At 69.9% G+C, this 25,776-nt stretch carries 21 protein-coding genes; 14 read left to right on the top strand and 7 right to left on the bottom strand.

The window, feature by feature from the left end; genetic code table 11:
• Positions 1-8: 8 nt before the first annotated feature.
• On the bottom strand, positions 9-1,190 hold the full coding sequence (gene nadA, locus AB0M01_RS19320; protein ID WP_363671195.1) for a quinolinate synthase NadA: 1,182 nt from the start codon (positions 1,188-1,190) through the stop codon (positions 9-11).
• A 103-nt stretch (positions 1,191-1,293) separates the two neighbouring features.
• On the opposite strand from nadA, the gene AB0M01_RS19315 reads away from it, so the two are divergent.
• A complete protein-coding gene (locus tag AB0M01_RS19315) occupies positions 1,294-2,517 on the top strand; it encodes an NAD(P)/FAD-dependent oxidoreductase (protein ID WP_363671193.1) in 1,224 nt (407 codons plus the stop codon).
• Here the strand turns inward: AB0M01_RS19315 and AB0M01_RS19310 are convergent.
• A complete protein-coding gene (locus AB0M01_RS19310; protein ID WP_363671191.1) occupies positions 2,498-2,956 on the bottom strand; it encodes an NUDIX domain-containing protein in 459 nt (152 codons plus the stop codon). The two genes, AB0M01_RS19315 and AB0M01_RS19310, sit on opposite strands and share 20 nt — an antisense overlap.
• Positions 2,957-2,965: 9 nt before the next feature.
• Entirely contained in the window at positions 2,966-3,631 is a 666-nt protein-coding gene (gene nfi, locus AB0M01_RS19305; protein WP_363671189.1) for a deoxyribonuclease V, read from the bottom strand.
• 195 nt (positions 3,632-3,826) lie between these two features.
• On the opposite strand from nfi, the gene AB0M01_RS19300 reads away from it, so the two are divergent.
• The 7 genes from AB0M01_RS19300 (at position 3,827) to AB0M01_RS19270 (ending at position 9,980) form a co-directional block, all read left to right on the top strand.
• Positions 3,827-4,921, top strand: coding sequence for a glycerate kinase (locus tag AB0M01_RS19300; protein WP_363671187.1), 1,095 nt, complete (start codon positions 3,827-3,829; stop codon positions 4,919-4,921).
• A 146-nt stretch (positions 4,922-5,067) separates the two neighbouring features.
• The gene (gene erpA, locus AB0M01_RS19295) at positions 5,068-5,430 is read left to right on the top strand and encodes an iron-sulfur cluster insertion protein ErpA (RefSeq protein WP_077016924.1); all 363 of its coding nucleotides are present in this window, start codon (positions 5,068-5,070) and stop codon (positions 5,428-5,430) included.
• Between the two features lie 128 nt (positions 5,431-5,558).
• Positions 5,559-6,200, top strand: coding sequence for an ABC transporter permease (locus AB0M01_RS19290; protein ID WP_363671184.1), 642 nt, complete (start codon positions 5,559-5,561; stop codon positions 6,198-6,200).
• Positions 6,193-7,371 carry an ABC transporter ATP-binding protein gene (locus AB0M01_RS19285; protein WP_363671182.1) on the top strand — a complete coding sequence of 393 codons (1,179 nt, stop codon included), beginning with the start codon at positions 6,193-6,195 and terminating at the stop codon, positions 7,369-7,371. Before AB0M01_RS19290 ends, AB0M01_RS19285 begins: the two co-directional genes overlap by 8 nt.
• The gene (locus AB0M01_RS19280) at positions 7,371-8,246 is read left to right on the top strand and encodes an ABC transporter permease (protein ID WP_363671180.1); all 876 of its coding nucleotides are present in this window, start codon (positions 7,371-7,373) and stop codon (positions 8,244-8,246) included. The genes AB0M01_RS19285 and AB0M01_RS19280 overlap by 1 nt, the downstream gene beginning before the upstream one ends.
• Positions 8,243-9,220: a glycine betaine ABC transporter substrate-binding protein gene (locus AB0M01_RS19275; protein WP_363671178.1), complete on the top strand. Its 978-nt coding sequence runs from the start codon at positions 8,243-8,245 to the stop codon at positions 9,218-9,220. The genes AB0M01_RS19280 and AB0M01_RS19275 overlap by 4 nt, the downstream gene beginning before the upstream one ends.
• Positions 9,221-9,710: 490 nt before the next feature.
• Positions 9,711-9,980: a CGNR zinc finger domain-containing protein gene (locus AB0M01_RS19270; RefSeq protein ID WP_363671176.1), complete on the top strand. Its 270-nt coding sequence runs from the start codon at positions 9,711-9,713 to the stop codon at positions 9,978-9,980.
• Here AB0M01_RS19270 and AB0M01_RS19265 read toward each other — a convergent pair.
• Positions 9,939-11,369, bottom strand: coding sequence for a DHA2 family efflux MFS transporter permease subunit (locus tag AB0M01_RS19265; protein ID WP_363671174.1), 1,431 nt, complete (start codon positions 11,367-11,369; stop codon positions 9,939-9,941). The two genes, AB0M01_RS19270 and AB0M01_RS19265, sit on opposite strands and share 42 nt — an antisense overlap.
• A gap of 81 nt (positions 11,370-11,450) precedes the next feature.
• On the opposite strand from AB0M01_RS19265, the gene AB0M01_RS19260 reads away from it, so the two are divergent.
• The 4 genes from AB0M01_RS19260 (at position 11,451) to AB0M01_RS19245 (ending at position 15,577) form a co-directional block, all read left to right on the top strand.
• Entirely contained in the window at positions 11,451-12,158 is a 708-nt protein-coding gene (locus AB0M01_RS19260) for a TetR/AcrR family transcriptional regulator (RefSeq protein WP_363671172.1), read from the top strand.
• 55 nt (positions 12,159-12,213) lie between these two features.
• The gene (locus tag AB0M01_RS19255; protein WP_363671170.1) at positions 12,214-13,587 is read left to right on the top strand and encodes an MFS transporter; all 1,374 of its coding nucleotides are present in this window, start codon (positions 12,214-12,216) and stop codon (positions 13,585-13,587) included.
• 430 nt (positions 13,588-14,017) lie between these two features.
• Positions 14,018-14,986, top strand: a complete 969-nt coding sequence (locus tag AB0M01_RS19250) for a methyltransferase domain-containing protein (protein WP_363671168.1) — start codon at positions 14,018-14,020, stop codon at positions 14,984-14,986.
• Positions 14,987-15,094: 108 nt separating this feature from the next.
• Positions 15,095-15,577: a VOC family protein gene (locus AB0M01_RS19245; RefSeq protein WP_363671166.1), complete on the top strand. Its 483-nt coding sequence runs from the start codon at positions 15,095-15,097 to the stop codon at positions 15,575-15,577.
• A 152-nt stretch (positions 15,578-15,729) separates the two neighbouring features.
• On the opposite strand, the gene AB0M01_RS19240 is transcribed toward AB0M01_RS19245, so the two are convergent.
• Positions 15,730-16,983 (bottom strand): M20/M25/M40 family metallo-hydrolase, encoded by a 1,254-nt coding sequence (locus AB0M01_RS19240; RefSeq protein ID WP_363671164.1) that lies wholly within the window; start codon positions 16,981-16,983, stop codon positions 15,730-15,732.
• Positions 16,983-18,368, bottom strand: coding sequence for a serine hydrolase (locus tag AB0M01_RS19235; protein WP_363671162.1), 1,386 nt, complete (start codon positions 18,366-18,368; stop codon positions 16,983-16,985). The genes AB0M01_RS19240 and AB0M01_RS19235 overlap by 1 nt, the downstream gene beginning before the upstream one ends.
• Positions 18,369-18,523: 155 nt before the next feature.
• On the opposite strand from AB0M01_RS19235, the gene AB0M01_RS19230 reads away from it, so the two are divergent.
• Positions 18,524-19,066, top strand: coding sequence for a dihydrofolate reductase family protein (locus AB0M01_RS19230; RefSeq protein ID WP_363671160.1), 543 nt, complete (start codon positions 18,524-18,526; stop codon positions 19,064-19,066).
• Positions 19,067-19,134: 68 nt separating this feature from the next.
• Complete coding sequence (locus AB0M01_RS19225) at positions 19,135-20,043, top strand: diacylglycerol kinase family protein (RefSeq protein WP_363671158.1); 909 nt, start codon at positions 19,135-19,137, stop codon at positions 20,041-20,043.
• On the opposite strand, the gene pulA is transcribed toward AB0M01_RS19225, so the two are convergent.
• Positions 20,040-25,745 (bottom strand): pullulanase-type alpha-1,6-glucosidase, encoded by a 5,706-nt coding sequence (gene pulA, locus AB0M01_RS19220; protein WP_363671156.1) that lies wholly within the window; start codon positions 25,743-25,745, stop codon positions 20,040-20,042. The genes AB0M01_RS19225 and pulA overlap by 4 nt on opposite strands.
• Positions 25,746-25,776: the final 31 nt, after the last annotated feature.

Here is a 25,776-nt window from a genome sequence, read left to right as displayed (position 1 = left end):
GCCGAACTTCAGTCCCGCGCGGTCTTGCCCGGCAGCGCCAGCATCCGGTCGAGCGCGACCTTCGCGTACTTCTCGGTGTCGGCGTCGACCTTGATCGGGTTCACCACGTGCCCGGCGACCAGGTTCTCCAGGGTCCAGACGAAGTGCGGCAGGTCGATCCGGTTCATCGTCGCGCAGTAGCAGACGGTCTTGTCCAGGAACACGATGTTCTTGTCCGCGTGCTGCTTGGCCAGCCGTGACACCAGGTTCAGCTCGGTGCCGACGGCCCACGACGTACCGGGTTCGGCCTCGTCCAGGACCTTGATGATGTACTCCGTCGACCCGACCAGGTCGGCCTTGGTGACGACCTCGTGCCGGCACTCCGGGTGCACCAGCACCTTCACGCCGGGCACCCGCGCGCGGACGTCGTCGACGGACTCGGCCGTGAACCGCCCGTGCACCGAGCAGTGCCCGCGCCACAGGATCATCTTCGCGGCCGCCAGCTGTTCGCGGGTCAGCCCGCCGCCCGGCTTGTGCGGGTCGTACACGACGCACTCGTCCAGCGAGATCCCCATCTTCAGCACCGCGGTGTTGCGGCCGAGGTGCTGGTCGGGGAGGAAGAGCACCTTCTCGCCCTGCTGGAAGGCCCAGTCGAGCGCGACGTCGGCGTTGCTCGACGTACAGACCGCTCCGCCGTTGCGGCCGCAGAACGCCTTGATGTCGGCGCTGGAGTTCATGTAGGTGACCGGCACGGTGACGTCCGCGACGCCGGCGTCGGCGAGTGCGTCCCAGGCGGCCTCGACCTGCTGGATCCGGGCCATGTCGGCCATCGAGCAACCGGCCGCGAGGTCGGGCAGGATCACCGTCTGGTTCTCGTTGGTGAGGATGTCGGCGGACTCGGCCATGAAGTGCACACCGCAGAACACGATGTACGGCGCGTCCGGCCGGTTCGCCGCGTCCCGGGCGAGCTTGAAGCTGTCCCCGGTGACGTCCGCGAACTGGATCACCTCGTCGCGCTGGTAGTGGTGCCCGAGCACGAACACCTGGTCGCCGAGCGCGGCCTTGGCCTTCAGCGCGCGCTCGACCAGGTCGGGGTCGGAGGCCGGCGGCAGCGCGCCGGGGCACTCGACGCCACGCTCGGAGTGCGGGTCGGTGTCGCGGCCCAGGAACAGCAGCGGAAGCGCTTTCGGGCCGTCTGCGATCGTCGTCACGTCAACATCGTCGCACGCCGGTGCGGCCGGGCCGCGTGGTACACCTCACTGCTCATCATGCGAAATCACCAGCCCGGATCGCCGGGTGTGCAAGCATCGACAGATGACAGACGTGATCGTCGTCGGAGCAGGACTGGCCGGGCTGAACTGTGCCCTCACGCTGCAGAGCCGCGGCTACGCGGTGACTGTCCTGGAGGCCGCCGACGCCGTCGGCGGGCGTGTCCGCACTGATCGCATCGACGGGTACCTGTGCGACCGCGGCTTCCAGCTGCTCAACCCGGCGTACCCGGCTGTCCGCCGGTACGTCGACCTGGAGGCGCTTGATCTGCAGCCCTTCACCGCGGGCGTCGCCGTCGCCGGAGCAGCCGGTACGACGCTGGTCGCCGACCCGCGGCGGAGCCCGTCCCTGCTCGCCAAGTCGCTCGTCAGCGGATATGTGCAGCCCAGGGAGCTGTCCCGCCTCGCCGCCTGGGCGGCGCCTGCGCTGGGCCCGGTGCACCGGGTGCTGGCCGACTCCGATGACCTGTCGCTGCGGGAGTCGCTCGATGCGGCCGGGGTCGAGGGCAGGCTGCGCCGGGAGATCCTGGAGCCGTTCCTGGCCGGCGTACTGGCTGAGGACGAGGGGTCCACGTCGGCGGCGTTCGTCCGGCTGCTGCTGCGCAGCTTCCTGCTGGGTACGCCGAGCCTGCCCGCTGGCGGCATGCAGGCGCTGCCTGAGCAGCTGGCGAGCCAGCTCCGCGAGCCGGTGCAGCTGGAGCGGCCGGTGACCTCCGTGCAGGGCGGCGACGAGGTGGTCGTGCACACGCTCGACGGCGAGCTGCACGCGCGCGCCGTCGTACTGGCGACTGACCCGGCGACGGCCGCCGAGCTGCTGCAGGTCCAGGCTGCGCGGATGAAGGGGCTGACGACGTACTGGTTCAGCACGGACGAGCCGCCGCGCTCCGACAAGCTGCTGGTGGTCGACGGGCGCCGCGACGGCCCAGTGCTCAACACCGCCGTCATGTCCAACGTCGCCCCGACGTACGCGCCGCCCGGCAAGCACCTGATCCAGGCCACAACCCTGCACCCCAGCGACGCCGTCGAAGCGGACGTCCGCATCCAGCTCACCCGCCTGTACGGCACCTCAGCCGGCGCCTGGGAGCTGATCGTCCGCCACGACATCGCCGAGGCGCTGCCGCACCACCCGCCCCCGCTGACCCACCGCCGCGAGGTCGATCTCGGCGAAGGCCGCTTCGTCGCCGGCGACCACCGCGACACCCCGTCCATCCAAGGCGCCCTGGTCTCCGGCCGCCGCGCCGCAAACGCGGTCACCCAGCAGCTGGTCTGACGGGCTCGTTGAAGTAGATCCCCGCCACGCCGTACGCCGTCGGCAACAGCGGCCGGTGGTTGGCGATCACGGTCAGCTCCGCGGCCTCCTCGGCGGTGAACCACCCGACCTCGGTCACCTCGTCGGACAGACCCGCCGTCCCCTCGACCACCTCCGCGCGAAACAGCACACCGAGGATCTGCACGCTGTTGCCGTCCGGGTAGACCACGACGAGATCCGGGTCCGAATAGACGCCGAGCAGCCCGGTCACCCGCACGGTCAGCCCGGTCTCCTCCAGCACCTCCCGCTCAGCCGCCTCAGCAGGCCGCTCACCTGGGTCGATCCCGCCACCGGGCATGCACCACTCGCCGTTGTCGCTGCGGCGGGTCAGCAGCAACCTGTTCCCGTCCAGCACCGCGGCCGAGGCTCCTGGCCGCAGCGGGGGTCGTACGTCGTTCATCCAGCTCCTCTATCTGTCAGCCAGCGCGTCCCGGCAGGCCCGGTCGGCTGCGCGTGTCGTCTCCGGTAGTCGGTAGCGCGGCGAGAGCTCGAGTACGCGCGCCACCGCCGTCTCCAGCGAGACCCGGTGTCCTACCGAGACGAAGACCGGTTTGACGCCGTGCTGGGTTCGTACAACTTGTCCCACCACGTCGCCATCCAACAGCAGCTGACTGACACTTCCTCGGGCGGCGGCTGGCTCCTGCCAGTCGCCGACGAACGAGGTCTTGGCCACGCCGATGCTGGGCAGGCCGGTGACCACGCCGAGGTGGCAGGCCATGCCGAAGCGGCGGGGGTGCGCGAGGCCCTGGCCGTCGCACACGAGCAGGTCGGGTGTCACCTGCAGCCGCTCCAGCGCAGCCACCAGGCCGGGCACCTCGCGGAAGCCGAACAGACCGGGCACGTACGGGAAGCTGGTGCGGCCGAGCGCCACAGCCCGGTCGACCTCGTGCAGCCCCTTGCTCCCCTCCTGCCGCTGGACCTCCAGCACCACCACCGCCGCGGCGTACTCGTCCCCGTCGTACGCGACGTCCAGCCCGGCCACGTACCGCGGTGGCGTCGGGTCGTGGTCGGTGACGTCGACGCTTCGCCGGAGTTCCTCCTGGAGGGCGACGGCCTCGGCCACGGTGAGATCCACCGCCCGCACGCTACCCGCGCCGGACACCCACCACTGTCTAACCCTGCTGCGGAGGCCGTTCCAGCGCTCGGCTGAGCGTGGGCCGAGCGCCGGCGGGCTGGTTGGTGAGTGGTGGGTGTCCGCGCGACCGGGAGCCCCGTCCGGTGGGTGGCCAAGGTGCGGCGCGACGAGGCGCGGGTTTGGGATGATGGCCGCATGCGCGTGCTGATTGCTCCGGACAAGTTCGCTGGGACGTTGACGGCGGTCGAGGCTGCGGCCGCGATCGAGGAGGGGTGGCGGCGCCGCGACCCGGAGGCCGAGGTGCTGGTCGCGCCGATGGCCGACGGCGGACCCGGGTTCATCGACGTGCTCTCGGCGGTTGTCGACGGCAAGCTCCTGGCGGTGACGGTGCGCGGCCCGCTCGGCGGCGAGGTCCCCGCGACCGTGCTGGTCGCGGGCGAGACGGCGTACGTCGAGACCGCGCAGGCCTGCGGGCTGCACCTCGTGGAGCCGGAGGACCGGCGCCCGGAGGACGGTACGACGTACGGCGTCGGCCAGCTGATCGCCGCAGCGGTGGACGCGGGCGCGAAGCGGATCATCCTCGGGCTCGGCGGGTCCGGGACGAACGACGCGGGTGCCGGCCTGCTGGCGGCGCTCGGCGCGACCGCGGCCGGCGGCAGCCTCGACGCGGGCGCGACCGGCCTGGCGGAGCTGACCGAGGTCGACCTGGAACCGGCTCGGGCGCGGATGGCCGGTGTCGAGTTCGTCGCCGCGAGCGACGTCGAGAACCCGATGCTCGGGCTGCGCGGCGCCACCAACATCTTCGGCAAGCAGAAGGGCGTCACCGACGAGCGCAAGCCGGTCGTCGACGGCTGGCTGACCCGCTTCGCGGAGCTGGCCGACCGGAAGACGGCCGATCAGAAGGGTGCCGGCGCCGCGGGCGGGCTCGGGTACGCGCTGCTCCTGCTCGGCGCCGAGCGGGTCTCCGGGATCGACCTGGTCGCCGAGCTGACCGGGCTCAAGGACAAGGCCGGCCGGGTCGACCTGGTGCTGTCCGGTGAGGGCGCGTTCGACTTCCAGTCCCGGGACGGGAAGGTGATCGCGGGCGTCGCCAAGGTGGCCAACGACGCGATGCGGCCGTGCGTCGTACTGGCCGGGAAGGTGCTGATCGGGGCCCGCGAGATGCGGACGATGGGGGTCGAGTCGGCGTACTCGCTGGTGGACGCCGTGGGGGAGGAGCAGGCCTTCGCCGACGCCTACGGCTCGCTGGCCGCGGTCGCCGAGCGGGTGGCCCGGACCTGGGCCCGCTGAGGCACGTTGTTGATCCTCCAAATTGGTGTGCGACCATGGGAATGAAGGCGGGTCAGTGGGTGTTGACCCGTGTTGACAGCGGATTTTCCGCGTGCGGCTGCCTGCCCATCGGCGGCCGGGCGCTCAAGAGATGACTGGAGTCAGGAATGACTGAAGCGCAGACCGAGCAGGCCACCGCCGCCGCGACGGGGATCCTGTTGACGGACGGGGCCGCCGCCAAGGTGAAGGCGCTGCTGGACCAGGAAGGTCGCGACGACCTCGCGCTGCGCGTCGCCGTGCAGCCGGGCGGGTGCTCGGGTCTTCGGTACCAGCTGTTCTTCGACGAGCGTCAGCTCGACGGCGACGTGGTCGCCGACTTCGACGGTGTGAGCGTCGTCACGGACCGGATGAGCGCGCCGTACCTCAAGGGTGCCTCGATCGACTTCGTGGACACGATCGAGAAGCAGGGCTTCACGATCGACAACCCGAACGCGACCGGGTCCTGCGCCTGCGGCGACTCGTTCAACTGAGCCTCACCCGAAGCCCCCGGCACCCCCGTGGTGCCGGGGGCTTCGTTCTGCCCTGACCACGGGTCAAACGTTTGAGCTTTCTGTCGAGGGGAACCTCTGGAGGTTACCTAGCGGCAGGAAGGGCGATCGTGTGGGATTTCATCACTGAACGGCAGTCGCAACTGCTGTACCAGGGCTACCAGCACCTGAGTCTGGTCGTGCAGTGCGTGCTGCTCGCGACCGTGATCGCGGTCGCGCTGGCCGTGCTCGTGCACCGCAACCCGCGGATCGCGGCCGCCGCCGAGGGCGTCAGCGCGGTCGGCCTGACCATCCCGTCGTTCGCGCTGCTCGGCCTGCTGATCCCGCTGGCCGGGATCGGCACCGCGACCTCGGTGGTCGCGGTCACCTTCTACGCGACCCTCCCGATCCTGCGCAACGCCGTCGTCGGCCTGGCCGGGGTCGACGCGACGCTGGTCGAGTCCGCCCGCGGCATGGGCATGGGCCGGGTCCGCACGCTGCTGCGGATCGAGCTGCCGCTGGCCTGGCCGGTGATCCTGGCCGGCGTCCGGGTCTCGGCGCAGATGTCGATGGGCATCGCGGCGATCGCGGCGTACGTGCTCGGACCTGGTCTGGGCAGCTTCATCTTCACCGGGCTCACCCAGATCGGTGGCGCCAACGCACTCAACTCCGCACTGGTCGGAACGCTGGGGGTGGTGCTGCTGGCTCTCGTGCTGGACGCGCTGCTGCTCGGTGTCGGCCGGCTGACCACCTCCAGGGGGATCCGTGTCTGACCTGCGTACGACGACCGAGACCAGTACGACGGACGAGCACGAGGTCAGCGGGGTCGACCTCGACCTGGTCGACGTCGTCAAGCGGTACCCCGGGCAGCAGAAGCCGGCGGTCGAGGGCCTGTCGCTGCACATCCCCGCGGGCGAGATCGTGATGTTCGTCGGCCCGTCCGGCTGCGGCAAGACCACGTCGCTGAAGATGATCAACCGGCTGATCGAACCGACCTCGGGCAGCATCCGGATCGGCGGCGAGGACATCAGCGGGCGTGACGACGACGACCTGCGCCGGCACATCGGGTACGTGATCCAGGGCGGCAGCCTGTTCCCGCACATGACGGTCGCGCAGAACATCGCGCTGGTGCCGGGGCTGCTCGGCTGGGACCGTTCGCGCACCTCCGAGCGCGTCGACGAGTTGCTCGAGCTGGTCGGTCTCGACCCCGAGCGCTACCGCTCCCGGTACCCGCGGGAGCTGTCCGGCGGCCAGCAGCAACGCGTCGGCGTCGCGCGCGGCCTGGCCGCGGACCCGCCGGTGATCCTGATGGACGAGCCGTTCGGCGCGGTCGACCCGATCACGCGGCAGCGGCTGCAGGACGAGCTGCTCAGCATCCAGGAGGAGCTGCGCAAGACGATCGTCTGCGTCACCCACGACTTCGACGAGGCGGTCAAGCTCGGCGACCGGATCCTGATCCTCACCGAGGGCGCCAAGATCGCGCAGTACGACGTACCGGAGGCGATCCTGTCGAACCCGGCCGACCGGTTCGTCGCGGACTTCGTCGGCGCGGGGGCTGCTTTGAAGCAGCTGACGCTGAGCCGGGTCAGCGAGATCGACCTCGGGCAGCCGACGGTCGCGTCGGTCGGTGACACGGCTGCTGACGTGCTGCGGTCCGCGCAGGCGGCGGGGGACGACTCGGTGGTCGTGCTGGACGCGAAGCGGCGGCCGATCGACTGGATGTGGACGCGCGACCTGGCGGACCTGGACCGGGTGCCGGCGCCGGCCGAGGGGACGGACCTGGTCACGATCGACCGGCGGGCGACGCTGAACGACGCGCTGGACACGATGCTGGTGTCGAGTCACGGGAGCGCGGTGGTCACCGGCCGGCGGGATGAGTACCTCGGGGTGGTCGACTTCCAGGCGGTGCTGGACCGGATCCAGGACGCACCGGAGGCGGTCTGATGAGCATGCTCGATCGCGGCTCCTCGCCGGGCAAGGGACCGGATGCCGAGGGCAACGTCGCAGATGCCGAAGGCAAGGGTGCGGATGCCAAGGGCAACCTCGCCGATGCCAAGGCTGCGGTTGCCGGGCTGGCGTCCGAGCGCCGGCGCCGACCGAGCTGGGGACTGTTGCTCGGTCAACCCGTCTTCGTTGCCGTCGTACTGGCTGCTTGGGTGATCTGGCGGTCGCAGGCCTCCCTGGACTCGATCGAGCAGCGCCAGCTCGACTGGGGCGTCGTCGGCACGCTGACTCTGGAGCACTTGAAGCTCACGATCGTTGCCACGGTCATCGTCCTGCTGATCGCCGTCCCGCTGGGCATCGCGCTCACCCGCCCGCGGATGCGCCGCGCCGCCCCGGTCGTCGTCGCGGTCGCCAACGCCGGTCAGGCGGCGCCGGTGATCGGCCTGATCGTGCTGCTCGCGATCTGGCTCGGCTTCGGCTTCTGGACCGCGATCCTGGCGCTGTGCCTGTACGCCGTACTCCCGGTGCTCCGGAACACGATCGTCGGCCTGCAGGGCGTCGACCGGAACCTGGTCGAGGCCGGCCGCGGCATGGGCATGTCGACCCGCGCGGTGCTCGGCCGGATCGAGCTGCCGCTCGCCGTACCGGTGATCATGGCCGGGATCCGGACCGCGCTGGTGCTGGTCGTCGGCACGGCGACGCTCGCGACGTTCATCGACGCGGGCGGGCTGGGCAGCCTGATCACGACCGGAATCCGGTTGCTGCGGTTCCCGGTGCTGATCAGCGGCGCGCTGCTGGTCGGCGTACTGGCGCTGCTGATCGACTGGGCGGGCCGGATCCTGGAAGAGCTGACCCGGCCGAGGGGGCTGCGATGAAACGTGTTCTCGGGTTGCTGATGGCAACCGTCATGGCAGTCTCGGTGAGCAGCTGCGGCCTCGGCACCAGCGGCGGCTACGTCCCGACCGCGTCCCTGGCCGGCCCGCTCGCCCCGGTCGAGAACCTGGACGGCCTGGAGATCGGGATCGGCTCGAAGAACTTCCAGGAACAGCTGATCCTCGGCAAGATCGCCGCGATCCTGATGCAGTCGGCCGGCGCCAAGGTCAAAGACCTGACCAACATGCCCGGCAGCGACACGTCGCGCCAGGCGATGCTGCAGGGCCAGATCCAGATGGCCTGGGAGTACACCGGCACCGCCTGGATCTCGTACCTCGGCCACGACTCCGGCATCCCCGACAAGCAGAAACAGTACGACGCGGTCGCCGCCGAGGACCTCAACAAGTACGGCCTGGTCTGGCTCGACCCGGCCCCGATGAACAACAGCTACGGCTTCGGCGTCACCCGCGCCAACTCGGAGAAGCTCGGCCTCACCAAGCTCTCCCAACTCAGCCAGATCCCGCTGAAGGAGCGCACGTTCTGCGTCGAGTCCGAGTTCGCCAACCGCAACGACGGTTTCGAACCCATGCTCAAGCACTACGGCGTCCCCCTCGGCTCCGGCGTCTCCCGCAACAACGTCCGCACCCTAGACACCGGCGCCGTCTACGCCGCCACCAGCAACGGCGACTGCCTCTTCGGCGAGATCTACACCACCGACGGCCGCATCAAGTCCCTCGACCTGGTGGTCCTCGAGGACGACAAGAAGTACTTCCCGGCCTACAACGTCGCCCCGGTGATCGAGAAGAAAACCCTCGACCAGTACCCCCAACTCCGCGACCTGTTGGCCCCCGTCTCCGCCAAACTCACCGACGAGGTGCTGATCGACCTCAACGCCCAGGTCGACGTCGACGGGCGGGAGCCAGCCGACGTCGCCTTGGACTGGCTGAAGAAGGAGGGCTTCATCACCCAGGACTGACCCCCGCAAGCGCGGCCGCTGGCAATCAAGCTGTGCCGCTCTTCTGCGGGTACATCTAGATGTCAGCCGGGTCGACCGTGGCGGGCCGCCGGGACGTCGCCGCGGCGCTCGGGACCAGCGACTACGGCACCCGACCCAAGAACGCGCAGGCGACGAGGTTCACGGGGACGCTGTCGGAGCGGCACGGCGAGGCTGTGGAGCGCATCCCCGCCGCAGCGACTGATCGATTGGCTGGCACTGAGCGGTTTTGCGGTGGACGCGTGCACTGCTGCCCAGCGCGAGCTCGCTCGGAGCCGCCGGAGGCTTCAACTCGTCGCGACCGCGACGCGGGACGCTCTTCCGGCGGTCGCCGTGCTATTGATCAGACCCACCATCGCCGGACGCCCCGCGCGGTGCCCGGCGGCCGGCGCCCGCGACGATCGCGGCGCGGACCGGCGGGCTGCGGCGGAGCTGGACGCCCGACGGCGAGCGACGCCGGCGGGTGTTCGGCGTGGACGACGCGCTCGGGGTGCTCGCCGCTGACGTAGTCGGCATCGCCGCCGACGTGATCGGCTCATCGCAGGCGAGCGCGGCGGGAAACTCGCTCTGTGCGTCGCCGACCTGCCGGGCGGCCTTCTTCGACAGCGGTCAGAGCCATGCCCGCAGGTGGTGCGACATGAACACCTGCGGGAATCGCCAGAAGAAGGCCCGCTTCAACGCCAGCAGGCGGCGTACCGGCTCAGTGCGCGGAGACCTCCGCGCGGGCTCGGCGGGGGAGTAGCCAGGTGATGGCGAGCGCGACCACGAACAACCCCGTCGCGACCAGCGTGCTGGTTTTCGTGGCGGCGAGGAAGCCGTCGGTCGGGAGCAGCTGGAAGAAGATCGTGCCGATGACCGCGACGCCGATGGCGCCGCCGAACTGTTGCATGGCGGTGAGGACGCCCGAGGCCGAGCCGGCCGCGGTGTCGTCGATCGCAGCCAGGATGATGTCGAACAGCGGCGCGAAGACCATGCCGGAGCCGATGCCGACGAGCAGCAGCGGGGGGACCAGGTCCCAGATCGTTGTCGCGTCGCCGTTGTGGGTGAGGGTGAGCCAGACCCAGAGCATCGCGAGCGTCATCACGCCGACGCCGAGCTGCAGCGCGCCGCGGCCGAGTTTCGGGGCGAGCAGGCCCGCGGAGAGCGGCGCGCCGATGGCGATGCCGAGGGAGAACGGGACCATCGCGAGGCCGGCCTTCAGGGGGCTGTAGTGCAGGCCGAGCTGGGTGAACAGGTTCAGTACGAGCGTGAAGCCCGACATCCCGAGGAAGAACGTGCTGATCACCGCCAGCCCGGCGACGTACCCGCGGCTGCGGAAGAGCGACGGGTCGATCACCGGGTTACCTGACCGGCGCTCGCGCCACCCGAACAGCGCGAAGACGGGGATCGAGGCGACCATCATCGCGATCGTCCACAGCGGCCAGCCGTGCTCGCGGCCCTGGACGAGCGGGTAGATCAGCAGACCGGCGCCGAGGCTGACGAGGAAGACGCCGGCTGGGTCGAGCCCGCGGGCGCCCGGCGTCTTGACCTCCGGCATCCAGCGCAGCGCGCCGACCACCGCGGCCAGTCCGATCGGCACGTTGATCCAGAAGATCATCCGCCACCCCGCGTCGAACCAGTTCGCGTCGATCAGTACGCCGGCCAGCACCGGCCCGGCGACTGCTGACAGCCCCATCACCGGCCCGAACAGCCCGAACGCCTTGCCGATCTCGTCCGGCGGGAACACCGCCTTCAGCACCGCGAACCCCTGCGGGATCATCACCGCGCCGAGCAGCCCCTGCGCGACCCGGCTCCCGATCAGCAGCCCGGGCGAGGTCGCCAGCCCGCACACCGCCGACGCGACGGTGAACCCGACCGCGCCGATCACGAACAGCTTCCGCCGCCCGACCAGGTCGCCGAGCCGCCCGAAGCTCACCAGCCCGATCGCGAACGCGAGCGTGTACCCGGCGAGCATCCACTGCACGGCGGCGTTGGACCCGCCGAGCTCGCGCTGGATCGACGGCGCCGCGATGTTCACGATCGTCGCGTCGACCAGGTCCATGATCTCGGCGACCAGCACGGTCCCGAGCACGATCCACCGCCATCGGTACGGCGTACCGACTGCTGGTGGCGTTGAGGTTGAGGTAGTCATCGTTGCTCCCGGTTCGAACGGTGTTCGTTAACGAACACTGTTCTACTTACGAACACCGTTTGTGTCAAGTACAGTGTTCGCATGAGTCAGTCGCCGTGGCAGCCGATCACGCCCGCCAAGCCCGCCCGGGCGTCCCGCGAGCCGTTGACCCGGGAGCGGATCGTCGACGCCGCGCTCGGCGTACTGGTCGAAGAGGGCTACGAGGCGGTGTCGATGCGGAAGGTCGCCCAGGTGCTCGGCACCGGGCCCGCCTCCCTCTACGCGCACGTCGCCAACAAGAAGGAGCTCGACCAGCTCATGCTCGATCGGGCCGCGGCCGACATGCGGCTGCCCGAGGCCGACCCGGAGCGTTGGCAGGAGCAGCTCAAGGCGGCGATGAGCGAGGTGCTCCGCGTGATGCGCTCGTACCCCGGCCTGGCGCGCGCCGCGATCGGGCAGGTGCCGCTGGGGGAGAGTGCGATGCTCACGACCGAGCGCTTTCTCGCGATCCTCAAGGCGGGCCGGGTCCCCGATCAGGCGGCCGCGTGGGCGGTCGACCTGATCCCGCTGTTCATCGTCGCGACCGCGTTCGAGGAGAGCGTGCAGGGCGCGGCGGAGTATACGCCGGAGGATCTGGAAGGTTTCGTGGAGCAGCTGCGGTCGTACTTCGGCTCGCTCGATCCCGCGCGGTTCCCGATCACGATCGCGCTCGCGGGCGCGATGACGACCGGGGCCGGTGGCGACGAACGCTTCGAGTTCGGGGCCCAGGTCATCGTGGCCGGGCTGGCCTCGATGGTGCCGGCTGATTAGATTTGCGGCGAATGGGAACCAAGGTTGTTGCCACTGACAACCGAGAGGACCTTTCGTGGGCGCCGACCAGTCCCAGCCGACCGTCGAGACCGATCCGCCGCCCGGAGTGCTGAAGCGCGCGATCGCGGCGTCCGCGATCGGCAACGCCACCGAGTGGTTCGACTACGGCATCTACGCGTACGGCGTGACGTACATCTCGGCCGCGATCTTCCCCGGCGACACTGAGAGCGCGACGCTGCTCGCGCTGATGACGTTCGCGGTCTCGTTCCTGGTCCGCCCGCTCGGTGGCCTGGTCTGGGGCCCGCTCGGCGACCGGCTCGGCCGCAAACACGTGCTGGCGATCACGATCCTGCTGATGTCCGGCGCGACGCTGTGCGTCGGGCTCGTTCCGTCGTACGACTCGATCGGGCTCTGGGCACCGATCCTGCTCGTGCTGCTGCGGATGATCCAGGGGTTCTCGACCGGCGGTGAGTACGGCGGCGCCGCGACCTTCATGGCGGAGTACGCGCCGAGCCGCAAGCGCGGGTTCCTCGGGAGCTTCCTGGAGTTCGGGACGCTGGCCGGGTTCTCGCTCGGGGCGCTGCTGATGCTCGGGTTCTCGCTGGTACTCGGGGACGACGCGATGGGGTCGTGGGGCTGGCGCTTGCCGTTCTTCGTCGCGGCGCCGCTCGGGATCGTCGGGCTGTACCTGCGGTCGCGGCTGCAGGACACGCCGGTGTTCAAGGAGCTGGAGGAGTCGGGGGAGAAGGAGGAGAACACCTCGACGCAGTTCAAGGACCTGCTCGCCGGGTTCTGGAAGCCGATCCTGCAGCTGGGTGGGATGGTTGTCGCGCTGAACGTCGTCAACTACACGCTGCTGACCTACATGCCGACGTACCTGGAGAAGGAGATCCACCTCTCGGCCGACGAGTCGCTGATCGTGCCGATCGTCGGGCAGCTGGCGATGATGTGCTTCCTGCCGTTCGCCGGCCGGGTCTCCGACCACGTCGGGCGTAAACCGCTGTGGTGGGTGTCGCTGGCCGGCCTGTTCGTCGCCGCGGTCCCGGCGTTCCTGCTGATGGGGACGAACATGACCGGTGCGGTCCTGGGCTTCGCGATCCTCGGTCTGCTGTACGTCCCGCAGCTGGCGACGATCTCCGCGACCTTCCCGGCGATGTTCCCGACCCAGGTCCGGTACGCCGGATTCGCGATCGCGTACAACGTGTCGACCTCGCTCTTCGGCGGCACCGCGCCCGCGGTCAACGACTGGCTCACCGAGCGCACGGGCGACAACCTGACTCCGGCGTACTACATGATGGCGGCCTGCGTGGTCGGCGCGATCGCCATCGCGAAGGTCCCGGAGACGACGCGCTGCCCGCTGAACGGCACGGAGACGCCAGGTACGGAAGGCGCGCCGCCGCCGGTGGAGCTGGAGCCTGCCAAGAGCTGACCGCCCGGCGCCCCATCGCCCGTCGAGCTGCAGGCCGCCAAGGGCTGAGCGCCCAGCGCCTGCCCGCTCGCGGGTGGGACTTCGGCGCAAGGCTCCCGCGGGCGCGACGTGAATGGCAGGCGCCCGGACGGGACATGAAGGGCCGCGTCCTGTCGGCAGGAAGTGCGCGTGCTACTTGCGAACCGAACGACAGGATGTGTCTGCTCTTCCGCGCCAGTTCGGCGCATCCCCAGGCGGGGGAGCGTCGGGGGTTCGTGGACACGCCCTGTCGCTCGGTACCGAATGGCCACCCGGCGCCTGTGCTGTCGGATCGCGAGTGCCGAGCGGCGAATGCGCCGCCTGGGCGGCGGACGCGGGTCTTGTACGGCCGGCGGGCCGCGGCTGGGTGAGCTGGTACGGTCGAGGACTGCACTCTTCTCAGGAGCTCACCTTGTTGTTGGACCGGCCCGTCCAGGACCAGATCGTTCTCACTACCGTCGGCGGGGCGGAGGATCTGCTCGAAGGGCCGGGCATCGTCGCCCGCACCGACGGCGCGGTGACCTGCCGGATCGACGGGCCGCTGCGAGCGCTCCACGACATGCGGCTCTACCTCACCGCCGCCGTCCCGCTCGCGGACGAGGCCGCCGTACTGCGGTCGGCGGAGTCCGGCGTACTGTCCGCGCTCGAGGAGCCGATCCGCTTCCGGATCGCACCCCGTACGCCGGACGCCGACGCGCTGCGCGCCGTACTGGTCGACAAACTCGGCTGGTCCGAGAACAAGTCGGACTGGTCGGTGAACTTCATCCCCGGCACGTCGACCAGCTGGCTCGCCGAGATCGGTCCGCTGCACTGGTCGCGCAACTACCCGCAGCTCGAGCGCCTCCCGTGGTCGACCAAGCCGGTGGTCGCCGAGGTGATGATCCGGCTCGCGAAGGTCGGCACCGAGCACCACCTCCTCGACCCGTTCTGCGGCACCGGCACGATCCTGCTCGCCGCCCACCCGTTCGCGCGCGGCCGTCTGATCGGCTCCGACCGCGACGAGCAGGCGATCGAGCTGGCCCGCACGAACCTGCAGCGTGCCGGCGTACGAGCTGAGCTCGCCGTCGGACCGGCCGAGAAGCTGACCGTCGCGACCGGCAGCCTCGACCGGGTCGTCTCGAACCTCCCCTTCGGCAAGCTCGTCGGCACCCACGGCGACAACGCCAAGCTTTACCCGGCGGTCCTCAAGGAGATCGCCCGCGTCCTGCGCCCCGACGGCCGCGCCGTCCTGCTCACCGAGGACAAGCGGCTGCTGAAGGACTCCGTCGCCCGGACTCCCGAACTGAAGATCGTCCGCGAGCGTCTGCTCAAGTACTCCGGCGCGACGCCGACCGTCTTCGTCCTCTCCGGCACCCGGAAACGGCAGAACCGGCGGTCGTAGCGGCCAGCTCGCGGCTCAGGTCTACGGCGGCCCAGGAAGAGGACAGAACTTGGCCGCTTCTGTCCGTAGCGTTCTCCGTGTCGGCACCGCGACCAGGAAGGCACCGAGATGACCGTCACCCCGATCCCGCGCGGCTACACCAGCGTCACCCCGTGGATGATCTCCGCGGACACCAACGCCCTGATGGACTGGCTGACCGCCGCCTTCGACGCCGAGGACTGCGGCCGCGTCGTCGACGACCAGGGCGTCGTCGGCCACGCCGAGATGCGGATCGGCAACGCGATGGTGATGATGTTCGACTCCAAACCCGACTGGCCGCTAACGCCCGCGTTCCTGCGTTTGTACGTCGACGACGCCGACGCCACCCACCGCCAGGCCCTCGCCGCCGGCGGCACCTCGATCACCGAACCCACCGAACTGTTCTGGGGCGACCGCGTCGGCCGAGTGCGCGACCCGTTCGGCAACCTGTACTGGCTCCAGACCCGAGTCGTCGAACTCACCGAGGCCGAGGTCGTGGAGCGCATGAACGACCCGAAGTTCATCGCCGCGATGGAGTACGTCCAGGGCGCAGACTTCTTCCCGGGCGCCTGAGCCGGCGAGTGCAGGCCGCGGTCGTCAGAGACCGCGGCTGCGTCGGGCCCGGCGTCAGCGCCGCCGCCGGGCCCGACGCGAGCTGCCGCGTGCTCGACCCGGACGCCGTCTACGTCACCGACGGCGGCGGCCGGTTGGTGCGTGGCGGTGGGTCAGTGGGTGAGGAGGCGTAGGGCGGTGAGGGCGTAGGTGCGGGCGGCGATGATCAGTTCTTGTACTGCTACTGACTCGTCGGCGCGGTGGGCTTCGGTTTTGACTGAGCCTGGGCCTAGGACGATCACCGGTACGGCGAGGTCGCGGGCGATGTAGCCGCCGTCGCAGGCTGCGGTCCAGCCGGCTAGGGGGAGGTTGGGGCCGCCGGCTGCGGTGAGGGCGGTGTTGGTGATGTGGACCAAGTCGGCGGACGCGGGGGTCTCGAAGGCGGGCATTTCCATGGGCATTGTGAGGTCGACTGTGAGGCCGCGGTCTTCCAGGTGGAGGGCGGCTACTCGGTGGCGGAGGTCGTTGAGGACTTCGGCTGGGGACTCGCCGGGGAGTAGGCGGCGGTCGGCGACGAGGGAGCACTCGGCGGGGACGATCGAGCCGCCGGTGCCGCCGTTGATCTGGCCTACGCTCCAGGTCGCTGGGCCGAGCAGGGGGTGCGGGGTTTCGGCCAGTTCTGCGTGGATGCGTTCGATCTCGGCGATCACCGCGGCGGCGCCGTAGATCGCGTTCGCGCCGTCGGCGGCGTTGCCTGCGTGGACGGCGCGGCCGTGGACCTCGACGCGTAGGTAGGAGTCTCCGCGGGCGCCGATGATCGTTTGCAGATCAGTTGGCTCGGTTGTGATGCAGCCGAGGAAGAGAGGTTGACGGGGGAGGTCCGCGTCGGCTGGCTGCCCGGCGAGGTCCGCGCCCGAGAGTTGTTCAGCGCCGGCCCGGCGCGACTCCACGTACGCGCGGATCCCCTTGCCGGTTTCCTCCTCGTCGACCAGGGCGGCCAGCTCGACCGGGCCTGACAGGCCGACATCGCGCAGGATCGCCAGCGCGGCCAGGGACGCCGCGAGGCCGCCCTTCATGTCCGATGCGCCGCGGCCGTAGAGGCGGCCGTCGACGAGCTCCCCGCCGTGCGGGTCCTTTGTCCAGCCCTCGCCGACCGGGACGACGTCGGTGTGGCCGAGGAGGAGCAGGCCGGGGCCGTCTCCGCCGGGCAGCGTGATGGTGAGGTTGCTCCGCCCCGGTTCGACTTGGGTCTCGGCGACCTCCAGGCCGAGGGCGGCTGCGGCCGCGCTGAGGACCGCTACGGTCGCGGCCTCGCCGCCGGGTGGGTTCTGGCCTGTTGCTCGGAGCAACGACTGGGTGAGCTCGACCACCCACTGCTCGTCGAGGCGGTCCAGGATCTCCCGCTCCGCGGCGGTCAGACCATCCATCACACCGGCTCGGAGGTGATGGTCTGGTCGGTGATGCCGAAGCCGACGTTGAAGGCGACATCCACGGTCAGCCCGTCGTCGGCCGGGTGGCAGCGCAGCGTGATGACGAACGGCGTCTCCAGCACGCGGATGGTGCCGACGAAGCTGTCGCCGTCGCCGTACGCCGAGGTGACGATGCGCTGGGCCGGGTCGGGCAGCGTGTAGGTCTGCTCGGACCAGGCGCCGGGGGCGATGGTGATCTCCTGCTCGCCGGACTCCCAGGGGCGGGACGCGACGAAGGTGAAGCTGCCGGAGCCGTCGGCGTCGAGGCGGACGGCGGAGATACCTGCGTCGTTGGGCGCGAAGCGGTAGGTGCGGCCGTTGCCTGCTGGGGGAGTGGGACCGGCGGGCGGGAGGAGCTCGAGCGGCTGAGAGCTGGTGTCTCCCTCCGCGCCCTTGCCTTCGAGCACCGGCAGCAGGTGCTCCCAGATCACGTTCATCGTCTCCTGCATGTCCGGCGACGCGCTGGTCATCACCACTGCGGCGTCGTGGTCCGGCAGCACCAGCACGTACTGCCCGAACGCGCCGTCCGCCCGGTACGAGTTGTGCCGCCCGCGCCAGAACTGGTAGCCGTACCCCTGCTGCCAGTCCGGGTTGCTCTCGCTGCTGTTGTCGACCTGGGCCGAGGTCGCAGCCTCGATCCACTCGGCAGGGACGAGCTGCTCACCGTTCCACACACCGCGCTGCACCAGCAGCTGCCCGAAGGCAGCGAGCGACGGCGTACTGAGGCTCAATCCCCAGCCGCCCATGTTGACGCCCTCGTCGGACGTCTCCCAGATCGCCTCGGTGATCCCGAGCGGCTCGAACAGCCGGGGGCGCAGGTAGTCGATCAGCTTCTCGCCGGTCACCTTCTGCACGATCGCCGACAGCATGTACGTCGCACCGCTGTTGTAGACGAACGGCGCGCCCGGCGCGTGCTCGACCGGAAGCCGGAGGAATCCCTGCACCATCCGCCCGGTCCGCCCCAGCCGGTCGACCGTGTCCACGGCATGACCGGTCGACATCGTCAGCAGGTGCCGGACCTCCATCGCGGCCAGGTTGTCGCTGATCGTCTCCGGCAGGTCGTCGCCGGAGAAGAACGAGACCACCTTGTCCTCGACCGACAGCAGCCCGGCCTCGACCGCGAGCCCGACCGCGGTCGACGTGAAGCTCTTCGAGACCGAGAACAGCAGGTGCCGGTCGGTCAGCCGGTACGGCGACCACTCGCGCTCCAGCACGACGTGACCGCGCCGCAGCACCATCACGGTCTGGATCTCCTGCTCGGACGCGTCCAGCGCCGCGACGAAGGCGTCGAGGCCTGCGCTGGAGAGTCCTTGGTCTGCGGGCGTGCTGCGAGGAAGGGTCACCCGAAGAACGCTAGCTCGCGGCCCCGACAAATTCACCGGATTTGGCGTGCCGTGAGACAGGGGTCAGGAAATCTTCAGGTCGGGGTGTCGATTCCGCCGGCGGCCGGTCGACGTACGGGCAGAAGCAACCGTCCGACACCCCAAGGAGCACCGAAATGCGCAAGATCGTGGCCGGCCTGTTCATCTCCCTCGACGGCGTCACCGAGGCGCCCGACCAGTGGCACTTCCCGTACTTCGACGACGCCATGGGCGCGCGGGTCGACGCGCTCACCGCCCGCTCCGACACGATGCTGGTCGGCCGCAAGACCTACCAGGAGTTCGCGGCGTTCTGGCCGACCGCGGAGATGGAGATGGCCGAGCACATGAACGGTGCGCCGAAGCTCGTCGTCTCCCGCACGCTGGACACCGTCGACGCCTGGCAGAACTCGACCCTCGTCGAGGGCGACGACCCGATCGAGACGCTGCGCAAGCTGAAGGAGGGCCCGGGCAAGGACATCAGCGTGGTCGGTTCGTCGACGCTGGTCCGGTCGCTGCTGCGCGCGAAGGTGCTCGACGAGCTGCACCTGCTGGTGCACCCGATCGCGGTCTGTCACGGCGCGCGACTGTTCGACGACGGGGAGACGGTGCCGCTGGAGCTGATCTCGGTGACGCCGTTCGGGACCGGTGTACTGCACACGGTTTACCGACCGGCCGAGTAGTCCCTGGGTTTCCTGGGCACTCCGTGGAATGCTGCACCTCCATTCCCCTGAACAGACAGGCTCTGCCGGTGACGACACAAGCCCAGCCGCGGGCCGCGGTGATCCTGAACCCGATCAAGGTCGGTGACGTCGACGCGTTCCGCGCGAAGGTCGACGCCGCGCTGACCGAACGCGGGTTCGACGACACGCTGTGGCTGGAGACGACCGAGGACGACGCCGGGTACGCGATGGCGCACCGGGCGATCGACGAGACCGCCGACCTCGTGGTCGTGGCCGGCGGGGACGGGACGGTCCGGGTGGTCTGCGCCGAGCTGGCGCGGACCGACATCCCGGTCGCTGTCCTTCCCGCGGGAACCGGGAACCTGCTCGCCCGCAACCTGGGGATCTCGCTCGACCTCGACGTCGCGCTCGGCCAGGTGCTGGACGGGTCCGAGCAGCGGATCGACAGCGTGCTGGTCAAGGGCGATCAGCTCGGCGACGACCGGTTCGTGGTGATGGCTGGGCTTGGGCTGGACGCGGCGATCATCGCCGACGCTCCTGATGACCTCAAGAAGCGGGTCGGCTGGGCGGCGTACGTCGTGTCGACGGTGCGCAACCTCAACCATCCGTTCGTCGAGGTCGAGATCTCCGTGGACGACGCGGCGCCGATCAAGCGCCGGGCCCGCACGGTGGTGATCGGCAACGTCGGCACGCTGCAGGCCAACATCCCGCTGCTGCCCGACGCCGAGCCCGACGACGGCCAGATCGACCTGGTGGTGCTCGCGCCGCGCCGGATCAGCCACTGGCCGCGGCTGGCTCTCAGCTTGGTCGTCAAGTCCCTGAACGAGGGCCGCCACATCCAGCGCTTCACGGGGCAGCGCATCCAGGTGAAGGCCGCCAGCCCCGTACGCCGGGAGCTCGACGGCGACACGATCGAGACCGGCCGCATCCTGAGCGCCGAGGTCGACCCCTCGGCGCTCGTCGTCAGAGTGCCCTAACGCTGGACCAGTACGGCGACCGTTCGGGCCGGCACCGACACCGTGCCGGTCCCAGCCGTCCAAGTCGTCTGCTTGACCACCGGGTCGGACCCGGCGGCCTGGACAGGCGACAACGACAGATTGGCGCCGGCCAGCCCCGGGAGCTGCTGGCTCACCGTGGAAGCGGTCGAGTTGAAGACCACCACCACGCCCTTCAGCGCCGGGTCGACATCAGGCCCGACCGTGTCGTCGATGCGCATCGTCACGACTCCCGGGACAGCGGCAGGAGTGCCGCTGAGCGGGAAGGTGAGCTTCTGGTTGATCAACCCCGCGGATCCCAGCCGGAACAGCGGGCTCGAGAAGCGGAGCTTCAACAGGTCGGCGGCCGAGGACGACGCGGTAGCCACGTCAGCGGCCGTCGGCTTCAGAGAAGCATCAGCGAGCAGCGGCTTCATGAACGACCACTTCGCCTCGTTGTCCGGCTTCGGCGGGAGGCCGTGGCCGAAGCCGTTGTCGGCGCCCGTCCAGTCGAGCTGGTTGAACCAGTCGCCGGAGTCGTAGGAGTTGCGGTCCAGCGACTTGCTGCGGAGCAGATCAGCACCGGCGTGCCAGAACGACGGGGTCTGGGACAACGCAGTGGTTGCCAGCGACAAGGTGTTCATCCGGACCCGATCGGCCATCGGCATCGACGCCGGCAGCTTGAAGGTCAGCGAGTCCCACAGCGTCTCGTTGTCGTGGGCATCGACGTACGTGATCACCTCGTTGGGCTGGTCGGCGTAGCCGGCCGGTGAGCCGTTGTAGTCGACCCCGTCACCCCGTACGACGGCCCCGCCGTCGGCCGACTTGAAGGTGAACGCCCGCAGGTTCCCGGCCAGGCCGAGCTGAACCAAGTCCGTGTCATGGGCGAGCCTACGAGCTTGGTCAGCAGCCGACCCGTTGACCGGCGCCCCGTTCGGATCCGAAGCCGCACCTGACCCGAAGCCCTGCACCCGCGGGTCCTCGTCGAACGGCCCGCCACCCCGTACGGCGTCCCGCAGCCGGTCCGAGAACGTCGCGATCCCGGTCCCGCCGAGGTTCCCCTGCGTCGCCTGCTCGAACAGCGCGTTGTCGGCGACCTCGCCGAAGTTCCAGCCCTCGCCGTACAGGGTCACCTTCTTGCCGTCCACGCCGTCCCGCGCGACGGTCAGCTTGTCCAGCGCCGCGCGCACCTTCAGCATGTTCGCCTTGCTGTGATGCCCCATCAGGTCGAAGCGGAAGCCGTCGACGCGGTAGTTCCGCGCCCACGACACCGTACTGTCGACCATGATCTTCTCGGCCATCGCATGCTCGGTCGCGATGTTGCTGCAGCACGTCGACGTCTCGACCGCACCCGAGGCGTTCAGCCGCTGGTAGTAGCCGGGGACAACCTTGTCGAGCACCGATGTCGGCGCCTGACCAGCCGCCGGCGTGTGGTTGTACACCTGGTCGAGCACCACCCGCAGCCCCGACTTGTGCAGCCCGCCGACCATCGTGCGGAACTCGGCGACCCGGCTCAGCCCGTCCTTCTGTACGGCGTACGAGCCCTCCGGCGCGAGCCAGTGGTACGGGTCGTAGCCCCAGTTGAAGCCGTCCTTCGCGGCGACCGCGGTGACGCACGCCTGCTGCTGCTCGGAGTCCGCAGGCAGCGCCTTGAGATCGCACGCAGGCTGCTCCTGCGCGCCCTCGGGGATCGACGCGATGTCGAACGTCGGCAGCAGGTGCACGGTGTTCAGCCCGGCCTGCGCGAGCTTGCGCAGGTGCTTGGTCCCGGCGCCCTCGTCGGCGAACGCGAGGTAGGTCCCGCGGTGCGCCGCCGGGACGGTGCTGTCGTTGATCGAGAAGTCGCGCACGTGCAGCTCGTAGATCGTCGAGTCGACCGACCGCGCCAGCGGCGGCACCGGCGTCCGCGACCAGAGCGCGGGCTTCCCGGCCGGGTCGTCGAGATCCACCGCGACCGAGTACGCCGAGTCGGTGGTCAGCGCGACCGAGTACGGGTCGGTGACCACGTTCGTCTCGACCTTGCCGGTGCTCGGCGCGTAGACGGTCACCTCGTACCGGTACTGCGCGCCGGCCCACTGCCGCCGCCCGTCCGCGGTCCACGACCCGTCCGACGACTCCCGCATCGCCACCCGCTGCCCGCCGATCAGCAGCGACACCTTCTGCGCGGTCGGCGCCCACAGCGTGAACCGCGGGACGCCGCCGTGCCACGTCACGCCGTACGAGCGCCCGACCGCGGCGCCGTACACGTCGTCCAGTACGCCGGGGAGCTGCACCCCGGTCGCGTCGAGCAGCCGCCCGGCGTCGTCGTACTGGGCGAGCCCGAGCTGGCCCTTGAGGATCTTGCGCGCGTCGGCGTGGTCGAGCCGGAGCGCGGTGTACCCCTTCAGCGCGGGGAAGCGAGTCAGGATCTCCGACGGCAGGCCGCGAGGATCGACACGCAGCCCCGACGACGAACCGCCGATGTCGTCCGCGTCGACCGCGAGCCCACCGGTCGGCGACCAGTGCAGCCGCCAGCGCGACCGCTCCGGGTGCGCGACCGGCGGCACGGCGAGCAGGTCCTTCGCGACCCAGTGCGCCTTGGCCTGTTTCAGGTCGGGCTGCGCGCCCGGCTTCGACGTCGTCACCGTGAGCAGGTGGGTCGCGAGCACGTACGAGAACGTGACGACGAGCCCGTCTCCGGGAACGGTGATCGGGATGTTCGCGCCGGCCGGGCTGCCGCCGGCGCCGTAGCTCTCGTCCCACGACAGGCCGTGCGCGACCTTCGCCTCATAGCTGCCCGCTCCCAACTCGCTCGTCGACCAGGTGAAGGTGCCGTCGCCGTCCTGGTCGGTCAACCAGGGCCGCATGCAGTCGGGCGACCAGTCGGCCGGGCAGCCCAGCTCGGACTGGAACGACCCGGGCACGGTGACGATCGGGCCCTGCGCGTCCGAGGTGACGAAGTGCCGGCCGTGCTCGTAGTAGAACGTGGTCGGGGTGGCCGGCGCGGTGTAGGAGATGTTCGCGCCGTTGAGGTTGCCCCCGGCCCCGTAGTTCTCGTCCCAGGTCTTGTTGATCGCGGCCTTGTACGCGTGCTCACCCGCGGGCAGCGTGTAGGTGCCCTTCCAGACCTTGTCGTCCGGGTCCAGCGTCAGCTGCGCCTGGTCGCAGTCCGGCGACCAGTCCGCGGCGCAGCCCATCTCGCTGTTGTGGTCGCCGGGCACGCTCACGTTCGCGGGCTGGGTGACCGGGCCGCCACCGCCACCCCCGCCGCCACCGGGCGGCGGCGGGTCGCCGGCCACGCCGTACGAGCCGGAGACGGAGTAGTTGCCTGAGGCATCCTTGAGGACGGCGCGGTACTCCAGCAGGGTGCCCTTGGCGAGCTTCGAGACGTCGTGGAAGACCCGGTACGGCGCGTTGTCGTCGGCGCCGAGGCGCTGCCAGGCCGTCGTACCGACCGGGCGGACGCCGAAGGTGACGGTGACCGGTGTGTTCTCCGGCACCGCGGCGGCGATCTCGGCGCGCCCGCCGACCGTTGCGCCGGGCTCCGGCGAGCTCATGTAGACCGAAGGGGCCTTCGAGCGGTGCGGCACCTTGGACACGGCCTGGTAGACCGTGACGGACAGCGGCGGCTGGGTCAGCGTGGCCCGCCCTTCCCGGTCGGTGACGAACGACTTGGTGCCGCCGTACACCGGCCGGAACACGCGAGAGCCGTACGTCGGCACCGTCGCCGTCTTCGCGGTCGTCGCGTTGTTCGACACGACCAGGTACTCGACCTTGTCCGCGCCGAGCCGGCTGAACGCGTAGAGCCCGCCGGCGTTCGACGAGTACCGGTGGATCTGCGTCCCGTCGCTCAGCGCCGGGTACTTCGCCCGCAGCTTCTGCAGCGCCGCGATGTGCTTGTACATCGGTGCCTGGATGTTGAACGAGTCCTTGCTGCCGATCGTCGACGTCCCGGTCCCGTCGACCACCTCGTCGTCGGCGTAGTCGCTGGTCTGGGTCGCGAACATGTCCTGCCGCGCGTCCTTGTCGCCGCCCGGCCCGGTGAAGCCCTGCTCGTCGCCGTAGTAGATCACCGGCTGGCCGCGGGTGAGGAACATCAGCGAGTGCGCGAGCTTGTCACGCTGCAGGAGTTCCTGACCCGCTGCCCCGGACTGCTTGAGGAACGTGCCGACCCGGCCCATGTCGTGGTTCCCGAGGAACGTCGGCAGCTGGTACGCGTTCGAGTCCGCGTCGGTGTAGTAGTCGTCGTTGGCGTAGAAGTCGCGCAGCTTCGTCGACGGGTCGCCCTTGGCGAACGCGACCGCGCTCTGCTGGAAGCCGAAGTCGAGCGTCGCCTGCAGCGCGCCGGAGGTCGTGTACGTCGACATGAACTTGGGATCGGCGTCGAAGACCTCGCCGAACATGAAGAAGTCCTTCGACCCCTTGGCCTTCGCGGCCTTCAGGATCTCCGGCGAGAACTTCTGCCAGAACTCCAGGTTCACGTGCTTCACGGTGTCGATCCGGAACCCGTCGATGCCGAGCTCGGCCCAGGTCTTGTAGACGTCGATCATCCCGTCCCGGACCTTCGGCTGCTCGGTGAACAGATCGTCCAGGCCGACGAAGTCGCCGTACTCCGCGCTCTCGCCGGCGAAGGTCGAGTCGCCGCGGTTGTGGTAGAGCGTCGGGTCGTTCAGCCAGGCCGGCTGCTTCACGGTCTCGTCGGCCGGTGTCCTGAAGACCGGCACGTTCGGGAAGCTGGTGTTGCGGTCCAGCGGCGGGAAGGTGTCGCCGCCGGCGTACTGCTTGTCGTCGAAGACGTTGCCCGCGGCGTCCTTGTACGGCGACGTCGACTTCGGGATGTAGCCGTACTGGCCGGACTGGTAGGCGATCACGTCCGCGGTGTGGTTGGTGATGATGTCGAAGAAGACCTTCATGCCCTTGCCGTGGGCGAGCTTGATCAGCTTCTGCATGTCCGCGTTGGTGCCCAGGTGCGGGTCGATCTGGGTGAAGTCGGTGATCCAGTAGCCGTGGTACCCGGCGCTGACGTCCGCGCCCGAGCCCTGCACCGGCCGGTTCTTGAACGACGGCGTCAGCCAGATGCTCGTCGTCCCGAGCGACTTGATGTAGTCGAGCTTCTGCATCACGCCGGCCAGGTCGCCGCCGTGGTAGAAGCCCTTGTCGGTCGGGTCGAGCCCGGTGGTCAGCCGGTCGCCGGTCAGGCCGCCCGCGTCGTTGGACTTGTCGCCGTTGGCGAACCGGTCGGCCATCAGGAAGTAGAAGCGTTCCTTGGTCAGGTCCTGGCGCAGGCTCGGGGAGGCGAGCGCCTTGTCGGCCGCGGTCGGCGTCGTACCGGCCAGGTCGACCGGCGTGACGCTGACGACGTGCGTCGTGTCGTCGTAGCTGAACCGCACCTTGGCCGGGCCCGCGAGCGTGAGCGGGATGTTCGGCCCGTTCAGGACGCCGCCGGCGCCGTAGTTCTCGTCCCAGCCGCCGTTGACGGTCACCTTGTACTCGTAGCTGCCCGCGGGCACGTCGAAGACCTTGCCGTACGGCGCTGCGGCGCCCAGCGAGGTCTGCGCGCAGCCGGGGTCCCAGTCCCCGGCGCAACCCAGCTCGCTCTGCAGCGACCCGGCGAGCGTGATCACCCGCTCCGCGGAGGGGCCGGCAGGTGCTGCGGACGGCGTACCGAGACTGACCGCGACCACGGCGACCGCGGTCGCTCCGGCCAGCCAACGGGCACGGCGCATGACGAACCTGAGCATCACGGGTTCCCCTCCC

Source organism: Kribbella sp. NPDC051770, from assembly GCF_040681455.1.
GTDB lineage: Bacteria > Actinomycetota > Actinomycetes > Propionibacteriales > Kribbellaceae > Kribbella.
The sequence above is the reverse complement of the archived record's forward strand: the minus strand, read 5'-3'. Positions and strand labels throughout refer to the sequence as shown.